The organism is Kribbella sp. NPDC003557 (assembly GCF_040610805.1).
Lineage (GTDB): Bacteria > Actinomycetota > Actinomycetes > Propionibacteriales > Kribbellaceae > Kribbella.
On the sequence record NZ_JBEXMY010000002.1, the window covers coordinates 233,634 to 259,440 of the forward strand.

Below are 25,807 nucleotides of genomic sequence, written 5' to 3' on the forward strand. Positions count from 1 at the left end.
TCAGCTCTCCACGCTCAGCGGCTTGAGGTAGAAGTAGTCCGGATAGGCCCGCAGCTGCAGGCCCTGCACCTTCGGCTTGACCGCGTGGAAGAGGCTGAGCCAGAGCACGGGCAGATAGAGGTACTGCTCCTCGCGCAGCTTCGCGGCCTGCTTGTACAGCCCCAGCCGCTTCGCGTCGTCCGGCTCCTTCGCGGCCTGATCGACCAGCGCGGCGATCTCCTGCGCGGGCTTCGAGGCGTGCGCCGACAGGATCGCGTTGAGCTGACCGGTCTTCTCCGCCGGCTTCAGGTTCTTGTTGTCCTGCACCGCCTGGTACGCCGACCACTGGTCGCTCGGCAGGCTGATCTCCTGCACGTTCTTCGGCGACCAGAGCGAGCCGACCATCGTCGGCCAGGTCGGCAGGCCGGCGAAGGTGCCGTAGTAGAAGCCGATGTAGTTGCCCTTCTGCACCTGCCAGCGGCGCTCGGTGTAGACGCCCGCCTCGACGTGGTCGACGCTCGCCTTGATACCGAGCTGCTTGGTCCAGCTGTCCACCATCGCGTCGGCCAGCGTGGTGTCCGGTACGCCGACGAGGATGCGCACCGGCGGCAGGCCCTGACCGTTCGGGTAACCGGCCTCGGCGAGCAGCCGCTTCGCCTCGGCGACGTCCTCCTTGATCGCGATGCTGTCGTCCCAGCCCGCGGTCCGGCTCGTCACCAGCGACACACCGGGCTGCTGCCCCGGCTGCACACCGGCCAGCGTCTTGCGGTCGAGCGCCAGCGACAGCGCCTTGCGGACCCGGACGTCCTCCATCGCCTTGTGCTGGCTGCGCAGCTTCGCCAGGTAGAGGATGCTGTAGTTCTCGGTCTGTTTGAGCTCCTTGGACAACGCCTCGCTCTTCTGGAACCGCAGGACGTCCGGACCGGCGAGCTGGACCAGGTCGGTCTCGCCGTTCTCGTACGGCACGGTGGCGGTCGCGGCGGCGCTCGGCTCGACCAGGTTGACCTGGATCCGGCCCAGCTTGACCTTGTCGCGGTCCCAGTACTTCGCGTTCGGCGTCAGGATCAGCCGCGAGTTCGCCACCCACTCGGTCACCGTGTACGGCCCGTTGGACACGTAGTTCGGCGGGTTCTGCCAGTCCTTCGGCTTGCTCTCGACCAGGTCCATCGGCAGCGGCAGCATCGCCGGATGGGTCAGCGCGAGCAGGAAGTCCGGGTTCGGGTTGGCCAGCGTGAGCACGAGTTCGTGGTCCCCGCTCGCCTTCACACCCACCTGCGCCCAGTCGGTCAGCACGCCGGACAGGAAGTCCTGGGCGCCCTTGATGCCGGTGGCGGTCTGGTAGCTGTTGGCGCCGAGCGTCGTACCGCCCGCGGAGCCGCCGGCCGGCGTGAACAGCCGCTTGTACGTCCGCTCGAAGTCCTGCGCGACGACCGGCTTGCCGTCCGACCACTGGGCGTTGTCGCGCAACGTGAACGTGTAGGTCAGATGGTCGTCGGAGACCTTCCACTCGGAAGCGACGCCCGGCACGACGCCGTCGCCCTTCTCGCTCTGGGTGACCAGCCCCTCGGAGATCCCCCGGCTGAGGATCCACATGCCGTTGGTGATCACCTGCGGGTCCAGCACCTCGACCGGCACGTAGTCGATCTTCAGTGTCGACTGGCCGTCGGCCGCTTTGCTGTCGTCGCCGAACAGGCCGCAGCCGGTCAGCGACCAGCTGCCGCCGAGCGCGGCCACGGTCAGGCCGGACAGTCGCAGGAAGTCACGCCGGGTCTGGCCGGCAGGGGGGACCGAGCTCGCGCGCTTCGCCATGGGGAGCCGCCTTTCTGGCGTCCTGAACTCGACTTATGGGCGCGACCGTATGGCCGTCGAAGCGTCGATGTCAACGCTTTACGGCCATAACCGTAATTAAGGTCGAGAACAGTTATCCAGCCAGGCGTGACCCTGGTTCAGCTGAAGCGTTCGTACGCCGGGAGGGTCAGGAAGTCGACGTACTCGTCGGCGAGGGCGACCTCGAGGAACAGCGCCCGCGCGGCGTCGTAACGCTCCGCGTTGCCGAGCTTGCCGATCTCCTCGTCGGCGATCCGCTCGACGAGCTCGGTGCTGACGGTCTCGCCGGTGTCGAGGGTGACCCGGTTGCGGCGCCACTGCCAGATCTGCGAGCGCGAGATCTCCGCGGTCGCGGCGTCCTCCATCAGGTTGAAGATGCCGACGGCACCGGTGCCCTCGAGCCAGGCGGCCAGGTACTGGACGGCGACGCTGACGTTGCTGCGCAGACCGGCCTCGGTGATCTCACCCGGCGTGGCCGCGACGTCGAGCAGCTGGTCCGCGGTGACCGCGACGTCCTCGCGGAGCTTGTCGAGCTGGTTGGGCCGGTCGCCGAGCACGCCGTCGAACACCGTGCGGCAGGTGTCGACCATCCCGGGGTGCGCGACCCACGAGCCGTCGAAGCCGTCGCCGGCCTCGCGGGTCTTGTCCGCCTCGACCTTCGCGAACGCCTGCTCGTTCACCGCCGGGTCCTTGCTCGGGATGAACGCCGCCATCCCACCGATCGCGTGCGCGCCGCGCTTGTGGCAGGTCCGCACCAGCAGCTCGGTGTAGGCACGCATGAACGGCACCGTCATCGTCACGCCGTTGCGGTCCGGCAGCTGGAAGTCCGTGCCGCGGGTCCGGTGCGTCTTGATCACGCTGAACATGTAGTCCCAGCGGCCCGCGTTCAGCCCGGCCGAGTGCTCACGCAGCTCGTACAGGATCTCCTCCATCTCGAACGCGGCCGGGTACGTTTCGATCAGCACGGTTGCGCGGATCGTCCCGCGCGGGATGCCGAGCGCCTCCTGCGCGGTCACGAACACGTCGTTCCACAGCCGCGCCTCGAGATGCGACTCCATCTTCGGCAGGTAGAAGTACGGCCCCTGGCCGCGATCGAGCTGCAGCTGTGCGCACGCGCTCAGGTAGAGCGCGAAGTCGACCAGCGAGCCGGACGTCCGCTCGCCGTCGACGAGGATGTGCTTCTCCGGCAGGTGCCAGCCGCGCGGCCGGACGACGATCGTCGCCAGCTCCTCGTCCGGCTTCAGCGCGTAGCTCTTCGTGTCCGTGCTGAAGTCGATCCGCCGGGTGATCGCGTCCAGCAGGTTCAGCTGGCCGCCGACAACGTTTTCCCAGGTCGGCGTGTTGGCGTCCTCCTGGTCGGCCAGCCACACCTTGGCGCCCGAGTTCAGCGCGTTGATGGTCATCTTCCGGTCGGTCGGCCCGGTGATCTCCACCCGCCGGTCGACCAGCCCCGGAGCGGCGGGCGCGACCCGCCACTCCGGGTCGTCCCGGACGTCCTTCGTGTCCGCCAGGAATCCCAGCGAGGCCCCGGCCGCGATCTCCGCGACCCGCTCCTTACGGCGCTCGAGCAGCTCCCGCCGTCGCCCGTCGTACGCACGGTGCAGCGTCTCGATCAGTCCGAGCGCGCGCTCGGTGAGGATCTCGTCGTACCGCTCGCCCATCGGGCCGGTGACCTCGACTGCCACTGGGGACTCCTTCATCAAGTACTACGACTTCGTGATCGGTGATCCGGTCTACCCCGACCGTAATCCAGCCGTCCTGTTCCTTCACCTCCACCTCACCCCCCGAGACCGCCAACCGCCGCGTCTAGACGGGGACGGAGTCGTAGCGGGACGAGACCTGGCGGCGGGTTGTGGGGTCGGTGATGGCGTTGGGTGGGAGTTCGCCGAGTTCGACGAACATCTTCTCCAGGCCGCCGGGGACCATCAGGGTCAGGAACCGGCCGCCGCCGGGGCCGGCGGTGATCGTGTGGGCGGTGTCCTTCGGGACCAGGACGTACGTGCCGGGCGTGGCCGTGATCGGCTTGCCGGCGACGGTGAAGGTGAATTCGCCGTCCAGCACGAAGAACGACTCCTCGAAGCCGTGGTGCAGGTGCGGGACGGTCCACGGTCCGGCGGTCTCGCCGGCGAACTCCGTCAGTGAGAAGGCACTGGTGACGGCGTCGTCGGCCAGCACCCGCATCCGTGCGACGCCGAGGTCGACGGTCCGCCCCTCGCCCGATGTCACCACATGTGCGTGACCTGTCATCGTCCCCACCACCTTCTTGGTCGTCTGCTTCCACGGTCGTCCGGCGGCGGGTGCGCGGCAACATCAGATTCTGAAGTTGCCTTCCACCGCGGCCGGGGCGACGCTGATGTCGTGCGCGAGTACGGCCAGTTCTGCCCGATCGCCAGGAGCTCCGAGCTGCTGGCCGAGCGCTGGACGCCGATCATCGTCCGCAACCTGCTGAACGGCTGCCGCACGTTCAACGAGATCCGCCAGGGTGCACCCGGCATCTCCACCGCGCTGCTCACCCAGCGCCTCGACACACTCGAGCGCCACGGCGTGCTGCGTCGTACCGTCGACGGCCGATCCGTGACGTACGGCCTGACCGAGATGGGTCAGGCGCTGCGGCCGGTCCTGGATGCCATGGGGCAGTGGGGCGCGCGCTGGCTGGAGATCGAGCCCGGGCACCTGGAGCCGGCGTACGTGCTCTGGGCAACGATGAAGCTGGTGGACGTCGACAAGATCCCCGACGGTACGACGGTGGTCAGGTTCGAGCTGCGTGATCGCCCGGCGGAACAGCACTGGATGCTGCTCCGCCGACCGCAACCCGAGCTGTGCAGCAGGTCGAGCGGGTACGCCGAGGACCTCGTCTGCCGCACGGACGCGCGCACACTCGTCGACCTGCACCTGAAACAGCTGGCGTACCAGCGCGCGATCCGTACCGGCCGCGTCGAACTCATCGGGGCGCCGCGGCTGTGCAAGCAGTTCCCGGGCTGGTTCCGCAGCAGCCCGTTCGCCGCGTACGTGCCGTCAGTCGCGCAGGCGCGGTAGTACGTCGCGCAGGACCTGGGCGTGCTCCTCCGGGCGGGACAGCCCCAGCTTCATCGTGTTGACGCCGAGATGGGTCGCGCCGAGCTCCCGCCAGCCGTCGGCGAAAGCGCGCCAGTCCTGCTCGGGTACCGCGCCCAGCGTGAGACGCGCCTCGATGCCGATCGTCCCGGGGTCGCGGCCGGCCTCTTCGGCTGCCCGGCGGATGTGGGCGATCTGGTCCCGCGCCGTCGCGTCCGGCGCCGACTGCGGCATCCAGCCGTCGCCGATCCGCCCGGTACGACGCAGGACGGCGTCCGCGCTGCCGCCGAACCAGATCGGGATCTCCCGGCCGGGCAGCGGATTCAGGCCGGCCTCCTCGATCTCGTGGTACTTGCCGTCGTACGAGATCACCGGCTCCGCCCACAGCCTGCGCAGTACGTCGACCTGCTCCTCCAGCACAGCGCCACGCTGCTTGAACGGCACGCCCAGCGCCTGGTACTCGACGTGGTTCCAGCCGATGCCGACGCCGAGGCGGAGACGGCCCCCGCTCAGGACGTCGACCTCGGCGGCCTGCTTCGCGACGAGCGCGGTCTGGCGCTGCGGCAGAACCAGGACGCCGGTGACCAGCTCGAGCTCGGTCGTGATTCCGGCCAGGTAGCCGAAGAGCACGAAAACCTCATGGAACAAGGACTTGTCGGTGTACCCGGTCCAGCCGGGGCGGTGCGCCGGATCGGCGCCGAGCACATGGTCGTACGCGAGGACGTGGTTGTAGCCCGCGTCCTCCACAGTCGTCGCCCACTCGCGCACCACCTTCGGGTCCGCGCCGATCTCGAGCTGCGGAAACACCGCACCGATCTTCATCTCGCTCCCAACAGGTCGATCAGTCCCTGGACGGCGAGCTCGAACGGTTCGGTCGAGTCCGCGGCACGGGCGAGCACGTACCCGCCCTGCAGTACGGCGGCGATCGTCGCGGCGGTCCGCTCCGGGTCCAGCGACTCCGGGTACTCACCCGCACGCTTGCCTTCAGCAACCACCTCGGCGAGCCGGCCGCGCAACCATTCGAACGTCTCCGCGACCGGTGCCCGCAACGCCGGATCCGCAACCACGTCGGGGTCCGCCGCCAGCCGCCCGATCCGGCAGCCGCGCAGCACCTCCCGCTCCCGCCCGAGGTACCCGCTGATCCGCTCGGTCGCCGTCCCGTCGGACCCCAGCTGCTCCTCGGCGGCCGCGCGCAACTCCGCCCCCGACCGCTCGATCGCCACCTTCGCGAGGTCCGCCTTGCCGGTGAAGTGGTGATACATACTCCCCTGCCCGGCGTCGGCGGCCCGCTGGATCGCCTTGGGCGAGGTCCCGACGTACCCCCGCTCCCACAACAACTCCTGCGTACTGCGGATCAACCGCTCGACCGTCTCCACCCACCTAACTGTACCCAGAGGTACAGTCAGGTGGGCGGGCCAGTCAGCTGACGGTGAGGATCTTGTTGACCGTGTACGCCGGGGCGTGGTCGGCGTCGCCCGGGAAGTAGACGCGGTAGGCGATCTGGCCGCGCACCGCGGGCTTGATGCCGAAGGCGTACTTGCCGGAGGTGCTCAGCTTCACCGACGCGATCGACTTCCACACCTTGCTGCCGTACTGCTGCAGGTAGACGGTCTGCCCGGCGTGGGCCGGGGCGACGTAGCCGCTGAACGCCGTCGTGCCGCCCAGCCGGATCGACGCCGGCGACAAGGCGGCCGAGATCGTCGGCCTGACCTGGACGGTGACGTCGGCGGTCCGGGTGCCCATCAGGGTCCCGTTGCCCGGGAACGTCAGCATGTAGACCGACGACACCAGCGGCTTGTGCACCACCGACAACGTCCCCGTCGACGACGTCTTCGACGCCGCCAGCAACGTGAACTTCGACGAATTCTTCGGCCGCACATACACGTTCACCGGCAACCCGGCGTACGCCAGGTTGTCGATCCGCAACGTGCTGCCCTTGATCGTGATCGCCCCGCCGTAGTTCAGCAGCGTCGACGTCACGCTGATGCCCGACTTCATCCCGAGCAGCTGCTTGATCGCGATCGGGCTGTAGTGACCAGTTCGGTCGACGACCCAGCCGGCGTAGGTGTAGGTCGTGCCCTGCGCGAGCCCGGTGTTCTTCACCGAGGTCCCGGTGCCCGCGTACACCAGCGTCCCGGTCGTCGGCGTCGGCGCCTTGCTGCCGACGTTCCGCCGGACGATCACCTGGTCGAGATCCGGAGTCGACGGAATCGTCCACGCCAGGTTCACGGCCAGATACGCGCCGCTGCCGGTGAACGTGGTCAACGACTTCGGCGCCAGATCAGCCGTGCTGAAGACGCTGCTCCACGGCAGCATGTTCACATCGGAGCCGGCACGCCGGACACCGGTCACGTCGATCCTGTACGGCGTGCCCTCGAGCAGCGGCGCGGTGGGTGTGACGACCACCTGTCGCGTGCTCCGGTCGTACGCGCCGAGGGTGGTCGGCACCACCGCGCCGGTCTTGCCGTTCAGCAGCCGCAGGGTGTTGCTGCCGATCGAGAACGCGTCCATGTCCTGCCCGAACGTCACCGTCGGCGTCGTAGCCACTCCGACGTCGAGGCGGTTGTCGTCCGGCGTGACATCAAGCATCTGATAGGCCGGCGGGATCTCGCCAGGGTTGACGGTTCCGCCCTCACCGTAGCTCAGGGTGTAGGGCCGGGTGTCCCGCGAGCCGTTGTCGTTGCGAACGGCAATGAAGACGTCGCCGTCGGGTGCGAGGACCGTGGTCTTGGCGACCTGCGCGCCCCAGATCGGGCGGTCAGTGCTCGGGTCGATGTCCGGGAACGCCTTCACGGCCGAGCCGAGCCCGTTCAGGTTCGCGTCGTACACGTCGATCCGCGGGCCGAAGTTCGCCGAGTACTTGTCCCCGTTGAACTCGGGGCCGGTGAGAATCAGCTGGACGCCACGCGACGCGGTCGCCGGCACCCGGTACCAGTCGACCTCGCCCTCGGTGTTGATCGTCGCGCTGATCGTGCCCGGCGACAGCGGGACCGCGCGGGCCGGCTGGTCGTTGCCGTCCGGGGCGTTGACGCCGAAGTCGGTCGTCGGCTTCCCGCCGAGGGCGGCGTACGCGTCGACGATGCCGTGGCCGTAGTACGGGTCGGTACCGCGCGGCCCCGCGTCCCGGGCAAGCGCCTCGATTCGCTGGGAGACCTGTGCCGGAGTGAACGAAGGCCACTTGTTCCTCACCAGTGCCGCGATGCCGGTGACGATCGGCGCCGAGCAGGAGGTGCCGGTGCAGTACCAGTACGGCAGGTAGTCCGGATCGGTCAGCGCGCGTGAGCCGGTAGTCAGGATGTCCCAGCCCGGTGCCGCGACGTCGACCCAGTTGCCGTACGAGCTGAAGTCGGTCAGTGCCCCGCCGGCCGTGGTCGCCGCGACCGCGATCGCATCGGGGTACGCCGCCGGGTACTGCACCACGTCGGTACCGTCGTTGCCGGCCGCGACCACCACGACCACACCCTGATTCGCCGCATTGGCCACCGCGTTGCGCAGGATTGCGCTGTCCCCCGGGCCGCCCAGCGACATGTTGATCACCTTGGCGCCGTGGGCGACGGCCCAGTCGATGCCCTCGGCCACGTCCGAGTCGTACCCCTCGCCGTAGGCGTCGAGGACCTTGACCGGCATCGCCTTCACGTTCCAGCCGGCGCCTGCGACGCCGATGCCGTTGTTCGCGGCGGCGGCGATGATGCCGAGCGTCATCGTGCCGTGGCCGTTGTCGTCGACCGGGTTCGGCCGGGTGCTGGAGACGGCGTTGTAGCCGGGGACCAGATGACCGATCAGATCCGGGTGTCCCGCGTCGACGCCCGTGTCCAGTACGGCGACGATCTGGCTGCCGGTCGTCTTCGACAGGTCCCAGGCCTGCGGCATCCGGACCGTGTTCAGGTACGCCGCCTGGTCCGTGGCGTAGTACTCGTCGTTCGGTACGGCGGTCGCGTAGCGCTTGTAGTTCAGCGCGGCGAGCTCGACGTTCGGGTCGGCCTTCAGCTTCTTCAGCAGCTCGGGCGCCGACGCGTCGCCCTTGATCTTCACAACCTTCGAGGACACCGAGTCCTCGGCCGTCGCCCCGGCCCGGGAGACCGTGGCCTTACGCGCCGCGGCCGTGGCCTTCGGCTTGAATTTCACCAGCACGGCGTTCGGCTCGAACTCCGCCTTCGCGGCGGCGTGCTTCGCGGCGAACGGCGGGCGGTACGGATGGCGGGGCTCGGCTGCGGAGCCGGACGAACCGGTCAGCGCCACCAAACCACTGGCCACGACGGCCGCGGGCACGGCCAGGCGCAGCAAACGAGTACGACGGGACAACGGGGACCCCCAAGATCCTGAGCGGGCCGACTACTTTCGGTCCTTGCCCTAAATCGTTGGAGTGGCCCTCGGCGTTACAGGGCGGCGGATCTATCATCCAGAGGTGTCGACGACGGTGCTCGCCACGAAGCTGTTCCCGCCTGCTCGGCGGTCCGGGCTGGTGGCGCGGCCGTGGCTGCTGGAGCGTCTGGACGGCGTCCTGATGCCCGGTCATCGGCTCGCGCTGGTCTCCGCGCCGGCCGGATTCGGCAAGACGACAGTCGTGGGCGAGTGGGCGGCGCGGCACGAGCGTGTGGGCTGGTTGTCGCTCGACGACGGGGACAACGCTCTGCCGCGATTCCTGGCGCATCTCTGGGCGGCCCTGCCCGGTCTCCGGGTCACGCCGCCCGCTGCCGACGTACCGACGATGGCCGCGCTGACCGCGCTCGTGAACGACTACGCGGACCGGGCGGACGAGCAGACCGTGCTCGTGCTGGACGACTATCACGCCATCGAAGCGCTGGACGTGCACGAGGCTGTGGCGTTCCTGCTCGATCACCTTCCGGATCAGCTGCACCTGGTCCTGGCGACGCGCGCGGACCCGCCGTTCCCGTTGGCCCGGCTGCGTGCGCGGGGGCAGTTGATGGAGATCCGGGTCGACGACCTGCGGTTCGCCGAGGCGGAGGCGGGCGCCTTCCTCAACGACGTCATGGGGTTGCGGCTGGCCGGTGACGACGTCCGGGCGCTGGAAGGGCGCACGGAGGGATGGGCCGCGGGGCTCCAGATGGCGGCGCTCTCGCTGCGCGGCGTGCCCGATGTCGCCGGGTTCATCGACGCTTTCACCGGGAGTCATCGGTTCGTCATCGACTACCTGGCCGACGAGGTGCTGGCACGGCAGCCTGCCGCCGTCCGCGACTTCCTGCTGCGGACGGCGGTTCTCGACCGGCTCACCGGCCCTCTGTGCGACGCGGTCACCGGTCGCAGCGGCAGTGCCCAGGTGCTGGACGAGCTGGATCGCGGCAACGTCTTCCTGGTCGCGCTCGACCCGGACCGGGTCTGGTACCGCTACCACCACCTGTTCCGGGACGTACTGCGCGCCCGCCTGCTCGCCGAGCACCCGGAGGAGCTGCCACGCCTGCATCGTGCCGCGAGCGACTGGTTCGCCGCGCAGCACCTGGCCCCTGAGGCGGTACGGCACGCGCTGGCGGCTGACGACCACGAGCGGGCCGCATGGCTGATCCAAGAAGCCCTGCCCGAGGTACGGCGTGCGCGGCAGGACGCCATGCTCCTCGCGTGGGTCGGGTCGCTGCCGGAATCCGTCGTCCGGCGGAATCCGGTGCTGTGCATCGCGGCCGGATGGTCGGCGATGATGGCCGGCGAGCTGGACCGGATGGCGCGCTGGCTCGACGCGGCGGACGCGGCGCTGGCCGCCGGGGCGCGGGATCCGGAGCTCGCCGGGACCTGGGCGGACACCGAGGATCTGCGGACCGCTCCGGCGACGATCCTGATCTACCGGGCCGCGCTGGCACAGGCGCGGGGCGAGGTCCGGGCCACCGTCGAGTCAGCGCGGCGCGCGCTGGAGCTGGCCGCCGCCGAGGACCACTTCGTCCGCGGGGCCGCCGACGGGTTCCTGGCGCTGGCGGCGTGGGCGGCGGGGGACGTGGAGGAGGCGCTGGCGACGTTCTCGACGGCGGTTCGCGAGCTGCACTCGGCGGGCAACCTGGTCGACGAGCAGGACAGTGCGGTGGTGATCGGCGATCTGTGGCTGGCGGCCGGACGGCCGTCGCGCGCGCGGCAGACCTTCGAGCACTCGCTGGCCGCGGCGACCCGCAACGGTGAGCCGTATCCGCGGGTCACGGCCGACCTGCACGTCGGCCTGGCCGAGCTCGACCGGGAGCTGGACGATCTCGACAGCGCGGAGGCCCACCTCGAGACCGCGCGGATCCTCGCCGAGCAGGGCTCGATCACCGAGAACCGGCACCGCTGGTACGTCGCGATGTCGCAGGTGCAGGTCGCGCGCGGCGACTTCACGGCCGCCCTGCAATCCCTGGACGAGGCGGAGAAGCTGTACCGGCGCGGGTCGTATCCCGAGGTGCGGCCGATCGCGGCGATGCGCGCCCGCGTGCACCTCGCGGCGGGTGACCTGGCGGCGGCCGAGGCGTGGGTCCGCGATGTCTCCGACGCGGTGACGTACCTGAACGAGTACGGCCGGCTCACGCGGGCGCGGCTGATGATCCGCCGCGGCGAGGACGCCCAGGAGCTGCTCGATCGGCTGCAGGCGGATGCCGACGGCCGGCGCGCGGGCAGTCTGCTGGAGATCGGCGTCCTGCGGGCACTCGCCCACCAGGTCCGCGGCGACCGGGCGGCGGCTCTCGATGTACTGCGCCGGACACTGGCCGCGGCGCCGGAGCCCAGCCAGTACAGACGCCTGTTCCTCGACGAAGGTCTCACGCTTCCGCAGGCCGAAGAGGCTCCGGTCGAACCGCTGACCGAGCGGGAGCTCGACGTCCTGCGCCTCCTCGACACCGAGCTGACCGGTCCGGAGATCGCGCGCCGGCTCTACGTGTCCCTGAACACCCTGCGCACGCACACGAAACGCATCTTCACCAAGCTCGGCGCGACCAACCGCTCGGGCGCCGTACGCCGGGCGCGCGAACGCGGCCTGCTCTAGCCGTCACCAGGTGAATCACCACATCTGGTGACGCCGGCCCACCAGCTCGCGACCTACGGTCCGAACATCCGTAGAAACACCGCGAGCAGGGGGAGTTCGGACATGACCATCACCACCACCACGCTGACCCGGGCCGCCGGCGCCGCCGCGGCCGCCGCCGGGCTGATCTTCATCGGGGTCCAGATCGGGCACCCGCACCTGGACCTCACCTCGATCGTCACGACCGAACTCGCCGTCCGGAACACGCTGAAGCTCCTGATGGCGGCGCTGGCGCTGGCCGGGATCACCGGTCTGTACCTCAGCCAGATCCGCCGGAACGGGCTCCTCGGGCTGATCGGGTACGTCGTGCTCGCCTTCGGCTACCTGTCGATCCTCTGCACGACCTTCGTGTCGGGGTATGTCCTGCCGTCGATCGCGGACACGAGCCCGGGCTATGTGCGAGACGTCCTCGAGGCGGCCTCCGGCGGTCGTCCGGCCGGCGACATCGGCGCGCTGGGGACCGTCCTGCGCGTGCAGGGATTCGCCTATCTCGCCGGTGGCCTGCTGCTCGGGATCGCGCTGTTCCGCGCCCGGGTGCTCGCGCGCTGGGCGACTGTCCTGCTGGCTGTCGGCGGGCTGGTCTCGGCCGCGCTCGCGGTGATGCCGGACGCGTTCTACCGGCTGCTGGCCTTCCCGAACGGCATCGCGATGATCGCCCTCGGGTACTCGCTGTGGCGCACGACGACCGCGGCGCGGCAGCCGGTCGCGGTGACGCGATGAGCGGGTACGCCGGGACGCGGGCGCGATCGGACGTCTGGATCCCGCTCGCGCTGGTGCTGCTCACGGTCGTGCCGCTGGTCTCCGGGACGCTCCGCCTGGTGGAGATCGCCGGCGGGCCGGTCGTGATGCCGGACAACCCGCGCGTGGACGCCTCGCCCGCGCCCGTGGTCGTGCATGTCGCCGGCGCGGCGGTGTACGCGGTGATCGGCGCGTTCCAGTTCTCGCGCCGCGTACGCCGTACGCACATCGGCTGGCACCGGCGGGCCGGACGGGTGCTCGTCGTGGCCGGGCTGCTCGTCGCCGGCTCCGGGTTGTGGATGACGCTGTTCTACTCCGGCGCACCAGGCGGCACGCTGCTGTGGTCCGTGCGGTTGCTGGTGGCGAGCGCGATGGGGGCCTCGATCGTTCTGGGCTTCGCCGCGATCCGCCGGCGCGAGATCGCCGTCCACCGGGCCTGGATGATGCGGGCGTACGCGCTGGGGCTGGGCGCCGGGACGCAGGTGTTCACCCAAGGCGTCGGGCAGGCCCTGTTCGGGACCGGCGAGCTGAGCACCGCGATCTCCGTCAGCGCCGGCTGGGCGGTCAACGTCGCGATCGCCGAATGGCTCATCCGGAGGCGGCGTTGACCGTGTACGAACTGCGCGTCGCCGGCCGGCTCGACCCGCGCTGGTCCGGCTGGTTCGCCGACCTCACCCTCCTCCCCGGCCCCGACGGCACCACCACCCTCCGCGGCCCGATCGCCGACCAGTCCGAACTGCACGGCCTCCTCGCCCGCATCCGTGACCTCGGCCTACCCCTGATTTCTGTCGTACCTGTCGACTGAGCGGGCGGTACGGCGTGGCGGGGTGCCGGGCAGAGCAGCGGTTTGCAGAATGACCTGGATGAGGGTTTCTGATCGGGCTGCGGTCTCGCGGTGGTGGCACGGGCTGATCGCGGTCGTGATCCTCGCCTCGCTGACGCTGCAACTGGTGCTGATCTTCACCGGCGGCGCGGACGCGAACTCCGGTGAGAGCGGCACGGAGATCGGGCTGGGGACGCGGCTGTGGCGGTTGTTCAGCTTCTTCACCATCCAGAGCAACCTGATCGTGCTCGCGGTCGCGATCGGTCTGGTCCTGCGGCCCGCGCGGGACGGCTCGGTCTGGCGGGTGGTTCGTCTCGACTCGCTGCTCGGGATCGTCATCACCGGCCTGGTCTTCGACATCGTCCTGTCCCAGCAGGTGCACCTCACCGGCGGCGCGCTGGTCGCGACGATCGGCCTGCACTACATCTCCCCGTGGGCCACCCTCCTCGCCTGGCTCGTCCTCGGCCCGCGCCCCCGCCTGACCTGGCAGACGGTCGGGTACGCGTTCGTCTGGCCGATCGCCTGGCTCGTCTACATCTTCACGCAGGGCGCCTTCACCGACTGGTACCCGTACCCGTTCCTCGACGTCACCGACCTCGGCCTGCCCACCGCGCTCCGCAACGCCGGCTTCGTCCTCGTTCTCGGGCTGGCCCTGGCCGCCGGGTTCAAGACCCTCGACCGCAAACTCCCGACCCGGAACTAGCCGGTCTCACACGAGTTGGGTGCGCGGTTGTTGGGCGGGACCGATAGTCTCGGGCGCCATGAGCATGAGTGTCGCCATTGCGGTGATTACCTTCAGGCGACCTGCTCTGTTGCGGGGGTTGTTGACGAGTTTGCAGGCGCAGGAGCTGCCCGCGGACGGGGATTACGCGATCCGGATCGTCGTGGTGGACAACGACGCGGAGGGGTCGGCCGCGCAGGTGCTGGCCGAGTTCGCGGACGGTACGCCGTACCCGGTCGAGTCCGTGGTGGAACCGGAGCCGGGAATCCCCTTCGCCCGGGAGCGCTCCGTCGAGCTCTGCTGGAACGACGACGCGCTGATCTTCGTCGACGACGACGAGGTCGCCCCGCCCGGCTGGCTGCGGACGCTGCTGGAGGCCTGGGAGTCCACCGGCGCCGACGTCGTCACCGGCCCGGTGAAAGGCAACCTCCCGCCCGGCGCCCCGCCCTGGAACCACTACAGCGACGTCCACGACTCCACCGGCCGGCACACCACCGGCGAGGAGCTCCGCAAGGCGTACACGAACAACACACTGGTCAGTCGGCGCGTCTACCACGCGGTCACCCCGGGCTTCCACCCCGCGTTCCGCTACACCGGCTCCAGCGACCTGCACTTCTTCCTCCGCGTCCACCGCGCCGGGTTCCGGATCGTCTGGTGCGAGGAGGCCTGCATCAGCGAGGAGGTCCCGGTCGGCCGCACCACGCTGCGCTGGCTGGTCCGGCGTGCCTTCCGCTCCGGCAGCGGGGACACGATCAGCCGCCTGCTGATCCGCCCGGGCGCGATCAGCTACGTCCTGGTGCTGGCCTATGCTTCGGCCCGGGTGATCTCGGCGATCGGGTTCGCCCTCGCCGGGCTGCTGCTCGGCCGGAAGACGCACCTGCTGAAGGCAGTCCGCCGGTTCTTCTCGGGCGTCGGTAGTCTCGCCGGGATAGTAGGGATCAACCATGACGAGTACCGGGAACGGCACGGTTCGGCCGACGGTGGCGGAGCTGTGCGCGGCGATCTGGACGGTGGAGAACGAGCTGGATCTGCTCGGGTGGCGGATCCGGGGGACGCATCCCTGGCCGATCATCCGGATGCGCGTCTTCCATGAGCTGACCCGCCGCGCCGGGATCCACGGCGCGTCCCACCCGGTCCGGCGGACGGCGTCCGGCAAGGCCGCGCTGGTCGGGAGGCACGTCGCCGGGATCGTCACCCGGACGCCGTTCCCCGGCCGGTACGACGCGCTCGTCGTACCGCACCCGCGGAAACCGAACGGTGTCGAGATCTACACCGCTGAACTCCGGGCCGCGCTCGGCGACCGCGCGTTGATCCTGGACTCCGGGATCAACGGCACCCCGCTGCCGGGCAGCAAGAACCTGGACTTCTTCACCTCCGCCGCCGGCGCGATCCACCACCGGACCGCCGACGACCGCGGCATCGCGGACGCACTCGAGAAACTCACCGGTGTCCGGGTCCCGGTCGGCGGCCTGCTGGCCCGCGAGGTCCCGAAGCACGCCCGGCTGCGGGCGCTGTACCGCGCGCTGCTCAGGAAGCACCGGATCCGGACCGTCTATCTCGTCGTCGCGTACTTCCACCAGCACATCGTTGGCGCCGCCCGCGATCTCGGGATCCGCGTCGTCGAGCTGCAGCACGGCGCGATCAGCCCGTTCCACCTCGGGTACAGCTACCCGGGCCGGCCGGTCGTCGCGGACCAGCCGGACGAGCTGTGGTGCTTCGGGTCGTACTGGACCGACGTCGCGGACCTGCCCGCCGGGATGCGGACCGAGGTGATGGGCGCGCCGTTCCTGCCGCCGCCCGGCCCGAAGGACCCGTGCCGCGCGGTGTTCCTCTCGCAGGGCACGATCGGCGCCGAGCTGGTGAAGGTCGCCGACGCCGTCGCCAAGGAACACCCGGACCTGGAGGTCCTCTACCGCCCGCACCCGAGCGAGCGGGCCGAGGACTACGCGATCCCTCCCGGCGTGCGCCTCTCCACCGGAGGCAGCACCCTCGATTTGCTGACCTCCACGACGTACCAGGTCGGGGTGTCCACCACCGCCCTGTTCGAGGGCATGGCGCTCGGCTGCCGTACGGCGGTCGCGGACCTCCCGGGGCACGAGTACCTGGACCCGGCGATCGCCCAGGGACATGCGCTGCTCATGCGGGACCCGGCGGAGCTGGTCAAGGCCCCGATCTGTCCCGACCCCGCGGCGTACTACGCCCCGAGCGACCTCGCGCGGCTCCTGACCAGCTGACCAGGCTGACCGGTCACGGCTCGCGGCCGAGGAGCCCGAGCAGGCGGTCCTGCAGCGGGGCGTCCGGCGGCACCGGGACCTCGGCGCCGTACACCTCGATGCCCTCGCCGAACGCGCCCGGCGTCCGGTACTGCGCCATCAGCTCCGGCGGGATCGCGACCGCAGTCGCCCAGAGCCGCTCGATGTCGACCGGGTCCATCGTCTCGTCCTGCTCGGTGGCACGCGCCAGGTCCCAGCCGTGCAGGACGAGGTCGTCGGACACCACCTGGTCGATGTGCTGTTCGGTCGTCAGCCGCCCGCCGGGCGTGTCGGTCTCGGTCAGCGCGGCGACGGGGTCGTCGAGGACGTCCTCGATCGCGGCCCGTGCCTCCTGGAACGCGGTCAGCGGGTCGTCGGCCGGCTCGAGCTTCCGGGCGACCGGCGTCAGCATGATCGCGTGCATCGTGACGACGTGCTCGACCACGTCCCGCGCGGTCCATTTCGCGCACGGTGACTGGTTCCCCCACTGGTCCGGCTGCACCGCCGCGACCTTCCGCTCGAAGGCCTCCGCCCGCCGCCGGTACCGCTCCGCGATCTCACCCATCTCCGCATGGTCCCGCGCCCCCACACACCAGGGGAAGCCCCTCGGAGTGGATGTCGGTGGCGGGTTCTAGCGTCTGGGGTATGCGGACGGTGGAGCTGGGGCGGACGGGGTTGCGGGTCAGCGAGTTGGGGTTGGGGCTGGCCTCGATCGGGGGGATGTTCGCGCCGGTGCCGCAGGCGCAGGCGGTGGCGACGATCGACCGGGCCTGGGAGCTGGGCGTGCGGCTGTTCGACACCGCCCCGGTGTACGGGTACGGGCTGTCCGAGCAGCGCGCCGGGCTCGCGCTGCGCGGGCGGCCGCGGGGCGAGTTCGTGCTGTGCAGCAAGGTGGGGCGGCTGATCGAGCCGGGCGGCCCGGATCTGCAGCCGATCTGGGCGGAGCCGCCGGCCGGGATGGGCCCGCGGCTGGACTACTCCTACGGCGCGACGATCCGGTCGTTCGAGGCGAGCCTGGAGCGGATGGGGATCGACCGGATCGACGTCCTGCACGTCCACGACCCGGAGCTGGACTTCGCCGCCGCGTCGACCGAGACCTTCCGGGCGCTCGCCGAGCTGCGCGGCCGCGGCACGATCCGGGCGATCTCGCTCGGCGTGAACCATGCCGACGTCGCGGCCCGCTTCCTGCGCGACACCGACGGCGGCCCGGACGTCGTGCTGCTCGCCGGGCGGTACACGTTGCTCGACCAGTCCGGCGCCGACGAGCTGCTGCCGCTGTGCGAGAAGTTCGGCATCTCCGTGCTCGCCGCGGGAGTGTTCCACGGCGGCGTGCTCGCCGACACCGCGAACGGTATCCCCGACGGGTACGAACGCGTCCCGCGGGACGTGCTGCGGCGCATCGGCGTACTGCGTGAGCTCTGCGCCGCGTACGACGTACCGCTGCTGGCCGCCGCGGCGCAGTTCCCGCTGGCGCATCCCGCCGTACCGGCCGTGGTGGTGGGGGCGCGGAGCCCGCGGGAGATCGCCGAGGTGGCGGCGTGGCTCGAATACGAACTGCCTGAAGCGTTCTGGGGAGCACTAAGGTCAGCGCTATGAGGTACATGCTGCTGCACAAGACCAACGACAGCCTGGAGGCCGGCAACCCGCCGGATCCGGAGATTCTCGAGCGGGCCGACGCGGTCCTCGAGGAGATGCGTCAGGCCGGGGTGCTGGTGCTCGGCGAGGGCCTGATGCCGAGCTCGCGCGGCGCGCGGGTCACGTTCCCGATGCCGGGCCAGCCGCGGGTGATCGACGGGCCGTTCGCCGAGACCAAGGAGCTCGTCGCGGGCGTGTCGATCATCCGCGTCGACAGCAAGGAGGAAGCCGTCCAGTGGGCCCTCCGCTTCGCCGAGGCCGACCCGTACACCCCGATCGACATCCTGGAGATCGCCGGTTAGAGCTTCAGGTGTTGGCGAATTACGCGGCGCTGACGCCCTCCTCGGCGGCGACCAGCGAGTCGATCGCCGCGAAGAACCGCGCGATACCGGGCAGGTTCGCGCCCTTCTCGCGGGACGCGGCGAAGTCCTCCGGCGTGGCCCAGTCGACGATGTCCAGCCACTGGTTGTCGGGGAGCTGCACGAGGCGCGCACCCAGGAACCCGGCGCGGTCGGCCTCGAAGTCCTCCAGCATGTCGGCCCGTGCGGCGAGCAGCTCCTCGGTGCGCTCGGGCAGGACGCGGAAACGGGTCAGTTCGACGGTCGACATCGGACAGGTCCTCTCAGGTGATGTTGGTCGCCGCCCAGCCGGCGATGTCTTCGTGGCGGATGGCCGCGGCCATCAGGTCGGGAAACTTGTCCGGGGTGCAGGCGAACGCCGGGACGCCGAGCTCCGCCAGCGCGGCCGCGTTCTCGGCGTCGTACGACGGTGTGCCCGAGTCCGCGAGCGCGAGCAGGGCAACCACCTGTACGCCGGACTCCACCAAGGAACGCACCCGCCGCAGCATCTCTTCCCGGATCCCGCCCTCGTAGAGGTCCGAGATCAGCACGAGCACGGTCTCGGCCGGTTTCGTGACCAGCTCCTCGCAGTACGCGAGCGCGCGGTTGATGTCCGTCCCGCCGCCCAGCTGGGTCCCGAACAGGACGTCGACCGGGTCGTCCAGCTGGTCGGTCAGGTCCACCACCGCGGTGTCGAACACGACCAGCGAGGTCCGCAGCGTCCGGATCGACCCGAGCACCGCGCCGAACAACGACGCGTACACGACGGACTCCGCCATCGACCCCGACTGGTCGATCGCCAGCACGATGTCCCGCTGCACGCTGTGGTTGCGCCGCGCGTACCCGACCAGGCGGTCCGGCACGATCGTGCCGAGCGCCGGCGAGAAGTGCTTGAGGTTCGCCCGGATCGTCCGGTCCCAGTCGATGTCCGCGTGCCGCGGCCGCGCTGTCCGGCCGGCCCGGTCGAGCGCGCCGGTCACCGCGGCCCGCGTCCGCTCGGCGAGTCGCGCCTCGAGCTCGGCGACCACCCGGCCGACCACGTCCCGCGCGGTCTGCTTGGTCTCCTCCGGCATCACCTCGTTGAGCGCGAGCAACGTGGACACCAGGTGGACGTCGGGCTCGACCGCGCCCAGCAGCTCCGGCTCCATCAGCATCCGCGTGATGCCGAGCCGCTCGACCGCGTCCCGCTGCATGACCTGGACGACGGTGCTCGGGAAGTACTGCCGGATGTCGCCCAGCCATCGAGCGACCCGAGGCGCGGACGACCCCAGCCCGGCCGACCGTTGCGGCCCCGACTCGCCCTCGCCGGCGTCGTACAGCGCGGCCAGTGCCGCGTCGACCGACCGGTCCGCGCCCGCCAGCGTCGTACCGGTCTCTTCCTCCGCCTCGCCGCCGAGCACGAGTCGCCACCGGCGGAGCCGTTCGTCAGTCATGAGACCCCCAGCAGTCGGGCCACCACCGGCAGCGCGGTCGCGGCCAGCTCGGCGTCGAGGTCGTCGTCATCGGCAACGAATGCCGCCGCCGGGTCACTGAGGACGCGGGCCCGCGCGCCGATCGACCGACGCTCCGGCGCCGCGAACGTGCCGAACGTCCGTCGCAGCAGCGGCAGCACCTCGACGAACGCGTCGTCCGGGATCCCCGCCAGCCACCCGTCCACCATCGCGAGCAGCCGCTCGTCGTGGACCAGCAGCAACCCGCCGCCGGCCAGGAAACCCTCGACGTACCCGGCCGCGTCCGCCGTCGGCGTGCCGGGTGACAGCGAGCGGCCCAGGCGCAGCGCGACCTCGTGATCCGGTAACCGCGACGTGTCCAGCATCAACCGCGTCAGCCGGCCCCGGATCAGCGGCGGCACCGAGGCCCGATCACTCAAGCCCTGCAAGGTGTTCAGCCACTCCGCGCGGACGTCCTCGGCCAGCAGCATCGTCGCGTCCTGCACGCCGTCGATCAGCTCCTGTACGGCGGCCGCCGCCTCCGGGTCCAGCCCGTGCACGGTCCGGGCGAGACCGGCGCACACCCGCGACACCATGCGGCCCGCGACCGCGGCCAGCCCGGCGGTGTCGGTGCCGCGGACATCGCCGTACCGCGAGGCTCGGGCGAGCGCGGGCAGCGCCGCCATCAGATGCCCGACATCGGCATCGGCCGCCGCCCGGGTGTCGATGCCCCGCAGCAGCGGCGGCAGGGCCTCCGCGAGGTCGGCGAGCAGCGACTTCTCCAGCGCGGCGGTGACATCGGCCAGCGTCGGCGAGTCCGCGTCCTTCAGCATCACGGACGTCGCGGCGCCGAGCACCGTCGTCCCGTGCGCGCCGGCCGCGACCAGCTCGACCTCCAGGCCGGGATCCCACGCCAGTCGCCACATCTCCCGGAACGTGCCCTGCGCCCGCCGCTCGTCGGTGGCCGGCACGCCCCAGTGCACGCCGAGGATCCGCAGCCGGTGCAGGAGCCTGGACTTGTCCAGGTCGTTCGGCTTGCGCAGGTCGAGCTCGATCACGCGCTCGTTCGGATCCCGCTTCATCCGCAACCGGCGCGCCTGCGCCGCCAGGTCCGCCGCCACCGGTGCCTGCGGCGTCTCTCCCGGGACCGATCCGAGTAGCTCCCCGACTACGGCTTCGCGCGTCACCAGGTCCAGCAGTACGTCGTTCCCGCCGCAGAGCACCGCGCGCGTCGCCTCGGTGACCTCGCTCAGCCCGGCGAGCGGACGCTCCCGCATCGCCGCCAACGTGTCGGCGAGCCGGACCGCCTCGATCACGTGCGCGCTGGACACGGGCAGGTCCTCGTTGCGCAGGACTTCGGCCACCTTGGCGAGCCAGCGGGTGGTGATCTGGTCGGGCGCGGTGAACAGGTGGTGGTACCAGCCGGGCGAGGTGATGCCGGCGCCGTACCCGCTCGCCGCCGCCAGCCGGCCGTGCGTCCACGGCACCCAGGTGCAGGCGATCTTCCGCTTCGGCAGACCTTTCAGGATCCGCTGGTCATGTGTTGCCGGCGGCAACGGAAGCTCGAGCGCCGGGACGTGCCAGGCGCCGCAGACCACCGCGATCCGCTCGAAACCGTCCCGGATCGCCTTGCGCAGCACGGTCCGCATGTACGCCTCACGCTGCGCTTCCCGGCCGGCCGCTTGCTCACCGTGGCGGAGTTCGCGCATCGCGTCGGCGATCACCGTGAACGGTTCGGCGCCGCCGCGTCGCGACTCGATCACGTCGTCCCACCAGCGTTCCGGGTCGTCGTACCCACCCGCCTCGGCCAGCGTCGCCAACGGGTCCATCGACACCGACCGCCCGCCCGAGGAGCCGAACTGCTGGGCCGCGGGCAGGTCGCAGAACCGCACCGGGACCCCGGCCGCCAGCCCGTACCTGATCGCCTGCCACTCCGGGCTGAACACCGCGAACGGCCAGAACGCGGCCCGCGTCGAGTCGTCCACCGCGTAGGCCAGCAGCGCGACCGGCGGCTCCATCTCCTCCGACGCCGCCAGCTCGACGATCTTGTCGGCCTCCGGCGGTCCCTCGATCAGCACGATGTCGGGCCGCAGCCCGGCCAGCGCGGCCGCCACCGCCCGCGCCGACCCCGGACCGTGATGCCGGATCCCGAGCAGGTGAACGGTCATCCGGAAATCTCTCGGCAGGCCCGGTAGAAGGGCGCCCAGTCGTCGCGTTCGCGGACGACGGTCTCGAGGTACTCCGACCACACGACGCGGTCCGCGGACGGGTCCTTGACGACCGCGCCGAGGATGCCGCCGGCCACGTCGGTCGGACGCAGCACGCCGTCGCCGAAATGCGCCGCGAGGGCCAGGCCGCCGGTGACGACGCTGATCGCCTCGGCGGTGGAGAGCGTGCCGGACGGGGACTTCACCGCGGTCCGGCCGTCCTCGGTGCGGCCGGAGCGCAGCTCGCGGAAGATCGTCACCACCCGGCGGATCTCCTCCAGCGCGTCGTCCGGCTGCGGCAGCTCGAGCGCGGAGCCGAGCTGCGCGACCCGGCGGGAGACGATCTCCACCTCGTCGTCGGCGGAATCGGGCAGCGGCAGGACGACGGTGTTGAACCGCCGGCGGAGCGCGCTGGACAGTTCGTTGACGCCCTTGTCGCGATCGTTGGCGGTGGCAATGACGTTGAAACCCTTCCGGGCCTGCACCTCGGTGGCGAGCTCGGCGATCGGCAGCGCCTTCTCGGACAGGATCGTGATCAGCGCGTCCTGGACGTCGGACGGCATCCTGGTCAGCTCCTCGATCCGGGCGATCTTCGCCTCGGCCATCGCGCGCTGCACCGGACTCGGCACGAGCGCCGCCTCGCTGGGACCCTGGGCGATCAGCTGCGCATAGTTCCAGCCGTAGCGGATCGCTTCCTCCGCGGCGCCCGCGGTGCCCTGCACGAGCAGCGTCGAGTCACCGCTGATCGCGGCCGCCAGGTGCTCGCTGACCCACGTCTTCGCCGTTCCCGGTACGCCGAGCAGCAGCAGCGCACGATCCGTCGCGAGGGTGGCGACCGCGACCTCGACCAGCCGGCGCGGGCCGACGTACTTGGGTGAGATCTCGGTGTCACCGGCCTTCCCGCCGAGCAGGTACGTGACGACGGCGGCCGGTGACAGCTGCCACGCGGGCGGTCGCAGGCGATCGTCCGTCGCTCGCAACGCTTGCAGCTCGGCGGCGTACTCGACCTCCGCGTGCGGGCGCAGTACTTCGTTCATGTGAGCTCCTCGTACATCTCGCGGCGGAAGGTCAGGGTCTCGACCAGGCGGCGAAGCCAGGTGTCTTCCTCGCCGGTCGGTTCGCGGGTGATCGGATGGTCGAGTACGTCGGGCGGCACCGCGCGGGCGGTGATGCTGGCGAGCCGGGCCCAGGCGCGGTTGGTGCCGACCTTGGCGAGCTGGTCGAGGATCATCCGTCCGAGCGGGGCCGGCCACGGGACCGGCAGGCCGCCCACCAACTCGGCGACGTCGACGGACTTCCGCAGCACGTCGATCGCGTTCGCCCACTCGTGCGGTGGCAGCAGACGAAGCAGCTCGGCCGGACCGCGGCTGCCGAGGTCGGCGTTCGCCAGCAGCAGTTCCCGCGCCCACTCAGCGGCTCGCCCGGCCTTGTCGTCCGGCTCCGAACCGGCGCCGACGACGCCTTCGCGGATCGCCGCCTCCGCCCAGCCTGCCTGCAACACCCCGGGCGCACATGCCTCGACCGGTGTCTGCAGCCAGGCGATGTCCATCGCCACCAAGGGTGTGTTGGCAACGATCTGCTGGAACCACCAGGCCCGCTTGCCGACACCTTCCGGGTTCTGCGAGTCGAGACCGTCGCGTTCCATCGACTGCGTCAGCCTGCGCGGCAGGTCGACCGCGAGCACGCCCTGGGTCGGGGTCAGGTGTGAGTGCAGTCGCTCGGCCATCCGGACGCCGTACTGCGATCCCGGCAGCCGGGCGAGCAGTCGCGCGGCCACCCGGCGTACCTCGCGGGAGCGGTCGTCGAGCGCGGATTCCAGGAACTCCTCGTCCGGCAGCGCGAGGTTGTCGGCGAACAAGCCGAGAAAGTCGGCGCGGGTACCGGCGGACTCGGCCGGCCAGACCTCGACCAGCGCCGCACGGGCGGCGGCCGGATCCTGGCTGCGGGCGGCGCGCAGCCAGGTGCGCCGCTGGATCGCGTTCCCGTGCGTCCACAACTCCAGGTCGTTGCTCTCAGCAACCGCTGCGTGCAGGAACCGCCATTCGGGGTTGAGATCGGCGAGCCACCGCGCGCGACGCCCGGCCGCGGCGATGACGAGCGGACGGTACTCGGCGCGGTTGCGCGCGTAGTCGGCCAGCGCGGGCAGGTGTTCGGGCGGGACACCCCATCCGTTGGCGTCCGCGGCCCGCAGCCACTCGCCCAGCGCGGACGTCTGGAATCCGCCGAGCATCGCAGCGAGTCGCCGCACCGCCCCCGGTCGCGGCAACGGCCGGTCCTCGCCAGGCGCGGCCGGCAAAGGCTCGAGACCGCGCAGCGGTGTGCGGCCGGCGCGCTTGTACACGGTCGCGAGCGCGGCCGCGTCGAGCAGGTTGCCGTCGCCGAGCCGCTCCCGGATGTGGTCCGGCAGCTCCTCGAAGTGCACCGGCCGGCGGTCGGTGCCCAGCAACGCCGAACTGACCAGGCCGTCCCAGCCCTTCATGCCCTCACCACCTGCTCGTCGCTCGTCACAGGACCACCGGCCGGTCGTCACGCCAGCAGGTCATCGGCCGCAGACCGGCACGGTTCCATTCGCCGGCCACCGTGACCGGGTCGCCCGCGGACACGGCCAGCAGTTTCATCGGGTCCCAGCCCGGCAGCAGCTCCAGCCCGTCACCGTCGGCGTCGACGAGCGCCCACCCGTCGCCGTACGGCGCTGGGCGGACATCCCGCAGTACCAGCGGCCAGCGTTCGTTCCACGGGTCGGCGGCGAGCGACTCGACGTACGACGCCAACCCCTGGCGGACCGTGAGACCGGCGGGACGCGACGCCGGCCGGCGCGGATCGGTCTGGGTCAGGAGTGCGCGCATCGGCAAAGCTCCTGGATAGAACGAGAGCGCGCCCGGGACGTACTCGCCGGGGCGGGCCGGCAGCGGGTCCAGCGGACGCCCGGCGGCAGCGAAGGTCAGGATCAGCCCGATCCGTCCTGTCGTTGCCCCACGCAACCACACACGCCGGACCGTGAGCCGCTCGTCCGGCTCGATCACGCGACCGAGTATCAGCCAGTCGTCCTCGACCTTCTCGCCGTCGGCGAGCACGCGCGCGGTCTCGGTCGTCCAGCCGATGCGGCTCTGCACGGTGTCGGCGAGCGACGGCGGGAGCTCCGCGAGGCGACCGTGCGCGGCGACGACGAGGTGGATGAGGGACAGCTCCTCGAGCAGCTCACCGGGCCAGCCGTGACCGCGGCCGATGGCGCCCGCTGCCCGGCGTACCGCTCCTGCCACTCCCGGCGCCTGTGCGTCGACCATGCGGGCCGCGAGGCGGCTCAGCTCGGCATACGCCCGCTGGTCGAAGCCGCCGAGGCCCTGCCGGACCTGATCGTCCAGCCAGCCGGCCAGCTCCGCCAGCCCCGCCGACACGCGGTCGGCCCGCCGAGCCGCCCGCTCCTGCGCCGCGACCGGGTCGGCGACCTCTCCCGGCTTCCGCTCCGGCCGCTCCGCGCGCTGGTCGACCCAGGTCTTCACCCACTCCGGCTCGTCCGCGGCCGGCACCTCGCCTTTCGCCCACAGCAACAGCAGCCCGAGCGCGTGCTTGCAGGGGAACTTCCGCGACGGGCAAGAACACTTGTACGCCGGGCCGCCCAGGTCCACGCCCGTCTGGTAGGGCTGCTTCCCACTCCCCTGGCACAACCCCCAGACCGCACGATCCGTAGCCCCCGCACCCGACCACTTCTCGCCCCGAGCCAACCCCTGCCCGGCCTTCACCGACGCGGCATCAGGCGCGAGCCCCACCACCTGCTCCACGTCCCACAACCCCACACCCGCTCCTCACCCGAC

The 25,807-nt window shown here is 71.0% G+C and carries 23 protein-coding genes; 10 read left to right on the forward strand and 13 right to left on the reverse strand.

The genetic code is table 11. From position 1 onward, the window contains the following. The 3 genes from ABZW60_RS07035 to ABZW60_RS07045 form a co-directional block, all read right to left on the reverse strand. Positions 1 to 1,788: a peptide ABC transporter substrate-binding protein gene (locus ABZW60_RS07035; protein WP_355474823.1), complete on the reverse strand. Its 1,788-nt coding sequence runs from the start codon at positions 1,786 to 1,788 to the stop codon at positions 1 to 3. Positions 1,789 to 1,925: 137 nt separating this feature from the next. After that, on the reverse strand, positions 1,926 to 3,506 hold the full coding sequence (gene aceB, locus ABZW60_RS07040; RefSeq protein ID WP_355474824.1) for a malate synthase A: 1,581 nt from the start codon (positions 3,504 to 3,506) through the stop codon (positions 1,926 to 1,928). Positions 3,507 to 3,612: 106 nt separating this feature from the next. After that, on the reverse strand, positions 3,613 to 4,053 hold the full coding sequence (locus ABZW60_RS07045) for a cupin domain-containing protein (RefSeq protein WP_355474825.1): 441 nt from the start codon (positions 4,051 to 4,053) through the stop codon (positions 3,613 to 3,615). 111 nt (positions 4,054 to 4,164) lie between these two features. On the opposite strand from ABZW60_RS07045, the gene ABZW60_RS07050 reads away from it, so the two are divergent. Beyond that, positions 4,165 to 4,842 (forward strand): helix-turn-helix domain-containing protein, encoded by a 678-nt coding sequence (locus ABZW60_RS07050; RefSeq protein WP_355474826.1) that lies wholly within the window; start codon positions 4,165 to 4,167, stop codon positions 4,840 to 4,842. On the opposite strand, the gene ABZW60_RS07055 is transcribed toward ABZW60_RS07050, so the two are convergent. The 3 genes from ABZW60_RS07055 to ABZW60_RS07065 are packed head-to-tail and all read right to left on the reverse strand — an operon-like array spanning position 4,822 to position 9,162. Further along, positions 4,822 to 5,682 carry an LLM class F420-dependent oxidoreductase gene (locus ABZW60_RS07055; protein ID WP_355474827.1) on the reverse strand — a complete coding sequence of 287 codons (861 nt, stop codon included), beginning with the start codon at positions 5,680 to 5,682 and terminating at the stop codon, positions 4,822 to 4,824. The genes ABZW60_RS07050 and ABZW60_RS07055 overlap by 21 nt on opposite strands. Beyond that, positions 5,679 to 6,236 (reverse strand): TetR/AcrR family transcriptional regulator, encoded by a 558-nt coding sequence (locus ABZW60_RS07060; RefSeq protein WP_355474828.1) that lies wholly within the window; start codon positions 6,234 to 6,236, stop codon positions 5,679 to 5,681. Before ABZW60_RS07060 ends, ABZW60_RS07055 begins: the two co-directional genes overlap by 4 nt. Positions 6,237 to 6,279: 43 nt before the next feature. Further along, on the reverse strand, positions 6,280 to 9,162 hold the full coding sequence (locus ABZW60_RS07065) for a S8 family serine peptidase (RefSeq protein ID WP_355474829.1): 2,883 nt from the start codon (positions 9,160 to 9,162) through the stop codon (positions 6,280 to 6,282). Positions 9,163 to 9,265: 103 nt separating this feature from the next. On the opposite strand from ABZW60_RS07065, the gene ABZW60_RS07070 reads away from it, so the two are divergent. The 7 genes from ABZW60_RS07070 to ABZW60_RS07100 all read left to right on the forward strand — a co-directional run bounded on the left by ABZW60_RS07070 (position 9,266) and on the right by ABZW60_RS07100 (position 16,367). Continuing rightward, positions 9,266 to 11,812, forward strand: a complete 2,547-nt coding sequence (locus ABZW60_RS07070; RefSeq protein WP_355474830.1) for a LuxR C-terminal-related transcriptional regulator — start codon at positions 9,266 to 9,268, stop codon at positions 11,810 to 11,812. 102 nt (positions 11,813 to 11,914) lie between these two features. Further along, positions 11,915 to 12,571, forward strand: coding sequence for a hypothetical protein (locus tag ABZW60_RS07075; protein WP_355474831.1), 657 nt, complete (start codon positions 11,915 to 11,917; stop codon positions 12,569 to 12,571). Then, positions 12,523 to 13,197, forward strand: a complete 675-nt coding sequence (locus ABZW60_RS07080) for a DUF2306 domain-containing protein (RefSeq protein ID WP_355474832.1) — start codon at positions 12,523 to 12,525, stop codon at positions 13,195 to 13,197. Before ABZW60_RS07075 ends, ABZW60_RS07080 begins: the two co-directional genes overlap by 49 nt. Continuing rightward, entirely contained in the window at positions 13,173 to 13,394 is a 222-nt protein-coding gene (locus ABZW60_RS07085; protein WP_355474833.1) for a hypothetical protein, read from the forward strand. Before ABZW60_RS07080 ends, ABZW60_RS07085 begins: the two co-directional genes overlap by 25 nt. 58 nt (positions 13,395 to 13,452) lie before the next feature. Next, positions 13,453 to 14,115, forward strand: a complete 663-nt coding sequence (locus ABZW60_RS07090) for a Pr6Pr family membrane protein (RefSeq protein ID WP_355474834.1) — start codon at positions 13,453 to 13,455, stop codon at positions 14,113 to 14,115. Between the two features lie 64 nt (positions 14,116 to 14,179). Further along, the gene (locus tag ABZW60_RS07095) at positions 14,180 to 15,226 is read left to right on the forward strand and encodes a glycosyltransferase (RefSeq protein WP_355474835.1); all 1,047 of its coding nucleotides are present in this window, start codon (positions 14,180 to 14,182) and stop codon (positions 15,224 to 15,226) included. Next, positions 15,210 to 16,367, forward strand: coding sequence for a hypothetical protein (locus ABZW60_RS07100; RefSeq protein ID WP_355475845.1), 1,158 nt, complete (start codon positions 15,210 to 15,212; stop codon positions 16,365 to 16,367). Before ABZW60_RS07095 ends, ABZW60_RS07100 begins: the two co-directional genes overlap by 17 nt. Positions 16,368 to 16,380: 13 nt before the next feature. Here ABZW60_RS07100 and ABZW60_RS07105 read toward each other — a convergent pair whose 3' ends face one another. Then, entirely contained in the window at positions 16,381 to 16,950 is a 570-nt protein-coding gene (locus ABZW60_RS07105; protein WP_355474836.1) for a TIGR03086 family metal-binding protein, read from the reverse strand. A gap of 80 nt (positions 16,951 to 17,030) precedes the next feature. Between ABZW60_RS07105 and ABZW60_RS07110 the strand changes: the two genes are divergently transcribed. Further along, a complete protein-coding gene (locus tag ABZW60_RS07110) occupies positions 17,031 to 17,981 on the forward strand; it encodes an aldo/keto reductase (RefSeq protein WP_355474837.1) in 951 nt (316 codons plus the stop codon). Further along, positions 17,978 to 18,322, forward strand: coding sequence for a YciI family protein (locus ABZW60_RS07115; protein WP_355474838.1), 345 nt, complete (start codon positions 17,978 to 17,980; stop codon positions 18,320 to 18,322). Before ABZW60_RS07110 ends, ABZW60_RS07115 begins: the two co-directional genes overlap by 4 nt. Positions 18,323 to 18,341: 19 nt before the next feature. Here ABZW60_RS07115 and ABZW60_RS07120 read toward each other — a convergent pair whose 3' ends face one another. From ABZW60_RS07120 to ABZW60_RS07145, 6 genes are read right to left on the reverse strand one after another with little or no spacing between them, the layout of a single operon-like run. Next, a complete protein-coding gene (locus tag ABZW60_RS07120) occupies positions 18,342 to 18,629 on the reverse strand; it encodes an antibiotic biosynthesis monooxygenase (RefSeq protein WP_355474839.1) in 288 nt (95 codons plus the stop codon). A 13-nt stretch (positions 18,630 to 18,642) separates the two neighbouring features. Further along, a complete protein-coding gene (locus ABZW60_RS07125) occupies positions 18,643 to 19,791 on the reverse strand; it encodes a VWA domain-containing protein (protein ID WP_355474840.1) in 1,149 nt (382 codons plus the stop codon). Further along, the gene (locus ABZW60_RS07130; RefSeq protein WP_355474841.1) at positions 19,788 to 21,956 is read right to left on the reverse strand and encodes a DUF5682 family protein; all 2,169 of its coding nucleotides are present in this window, start codon (positions 21,954 to 21,956) and stop codon (positions 19,788 to 19,790) included. Before ABZW60_RS07130 ends, ABZW60_RS07125 begins: the two co-directional genes overlap by 4 nt. Further along, entirely contained in the window at positions 21,953 to 23,032 is a 1,080-nt protein-coding gene (locus ABZW60_RS07135; protein ID WP_355474842.1) for an AAA family ATPase, read from the reverse strand. The genes ABZW60_RS07130 and ABZW60_RS07135 overlap by 4 nt, the downstream gene beginning before the upstream one ends. After that, on the reverse strand, positions 23,029 to 24,474 hold the full coding sequence (locus ABZW60_RS07140) for a DUF5691 domain-containing protein (RefSeq protein WP_355474843.1): 1,446 nt from the start codon (positions 24,472 to 24,474) through the stop codon (positions 23,029 to 23,031). The genes ABZW60_RS07135 and ABZW60_RS07140 overlap by 4 nt, the downstream gene beginning before the upstream one ends. A gap of 25 nt (positions 24,475 to 24,499) precedes the next feature. Then, positions 24,500 to 25,789 (reverse strand): SWIM zinc finger family protein, encoded by a 1,290-nt coding sequence (locus tag ABZW60_RS07145; RefSeq protein ID WP_355474844.1) that lies wholly within the window; start codon positions 25,787 to 25,789, stop codon positions 24,500 to 24,502. Positions 25,790 to 25,807 lie beyond the last annotated feature (18 nt).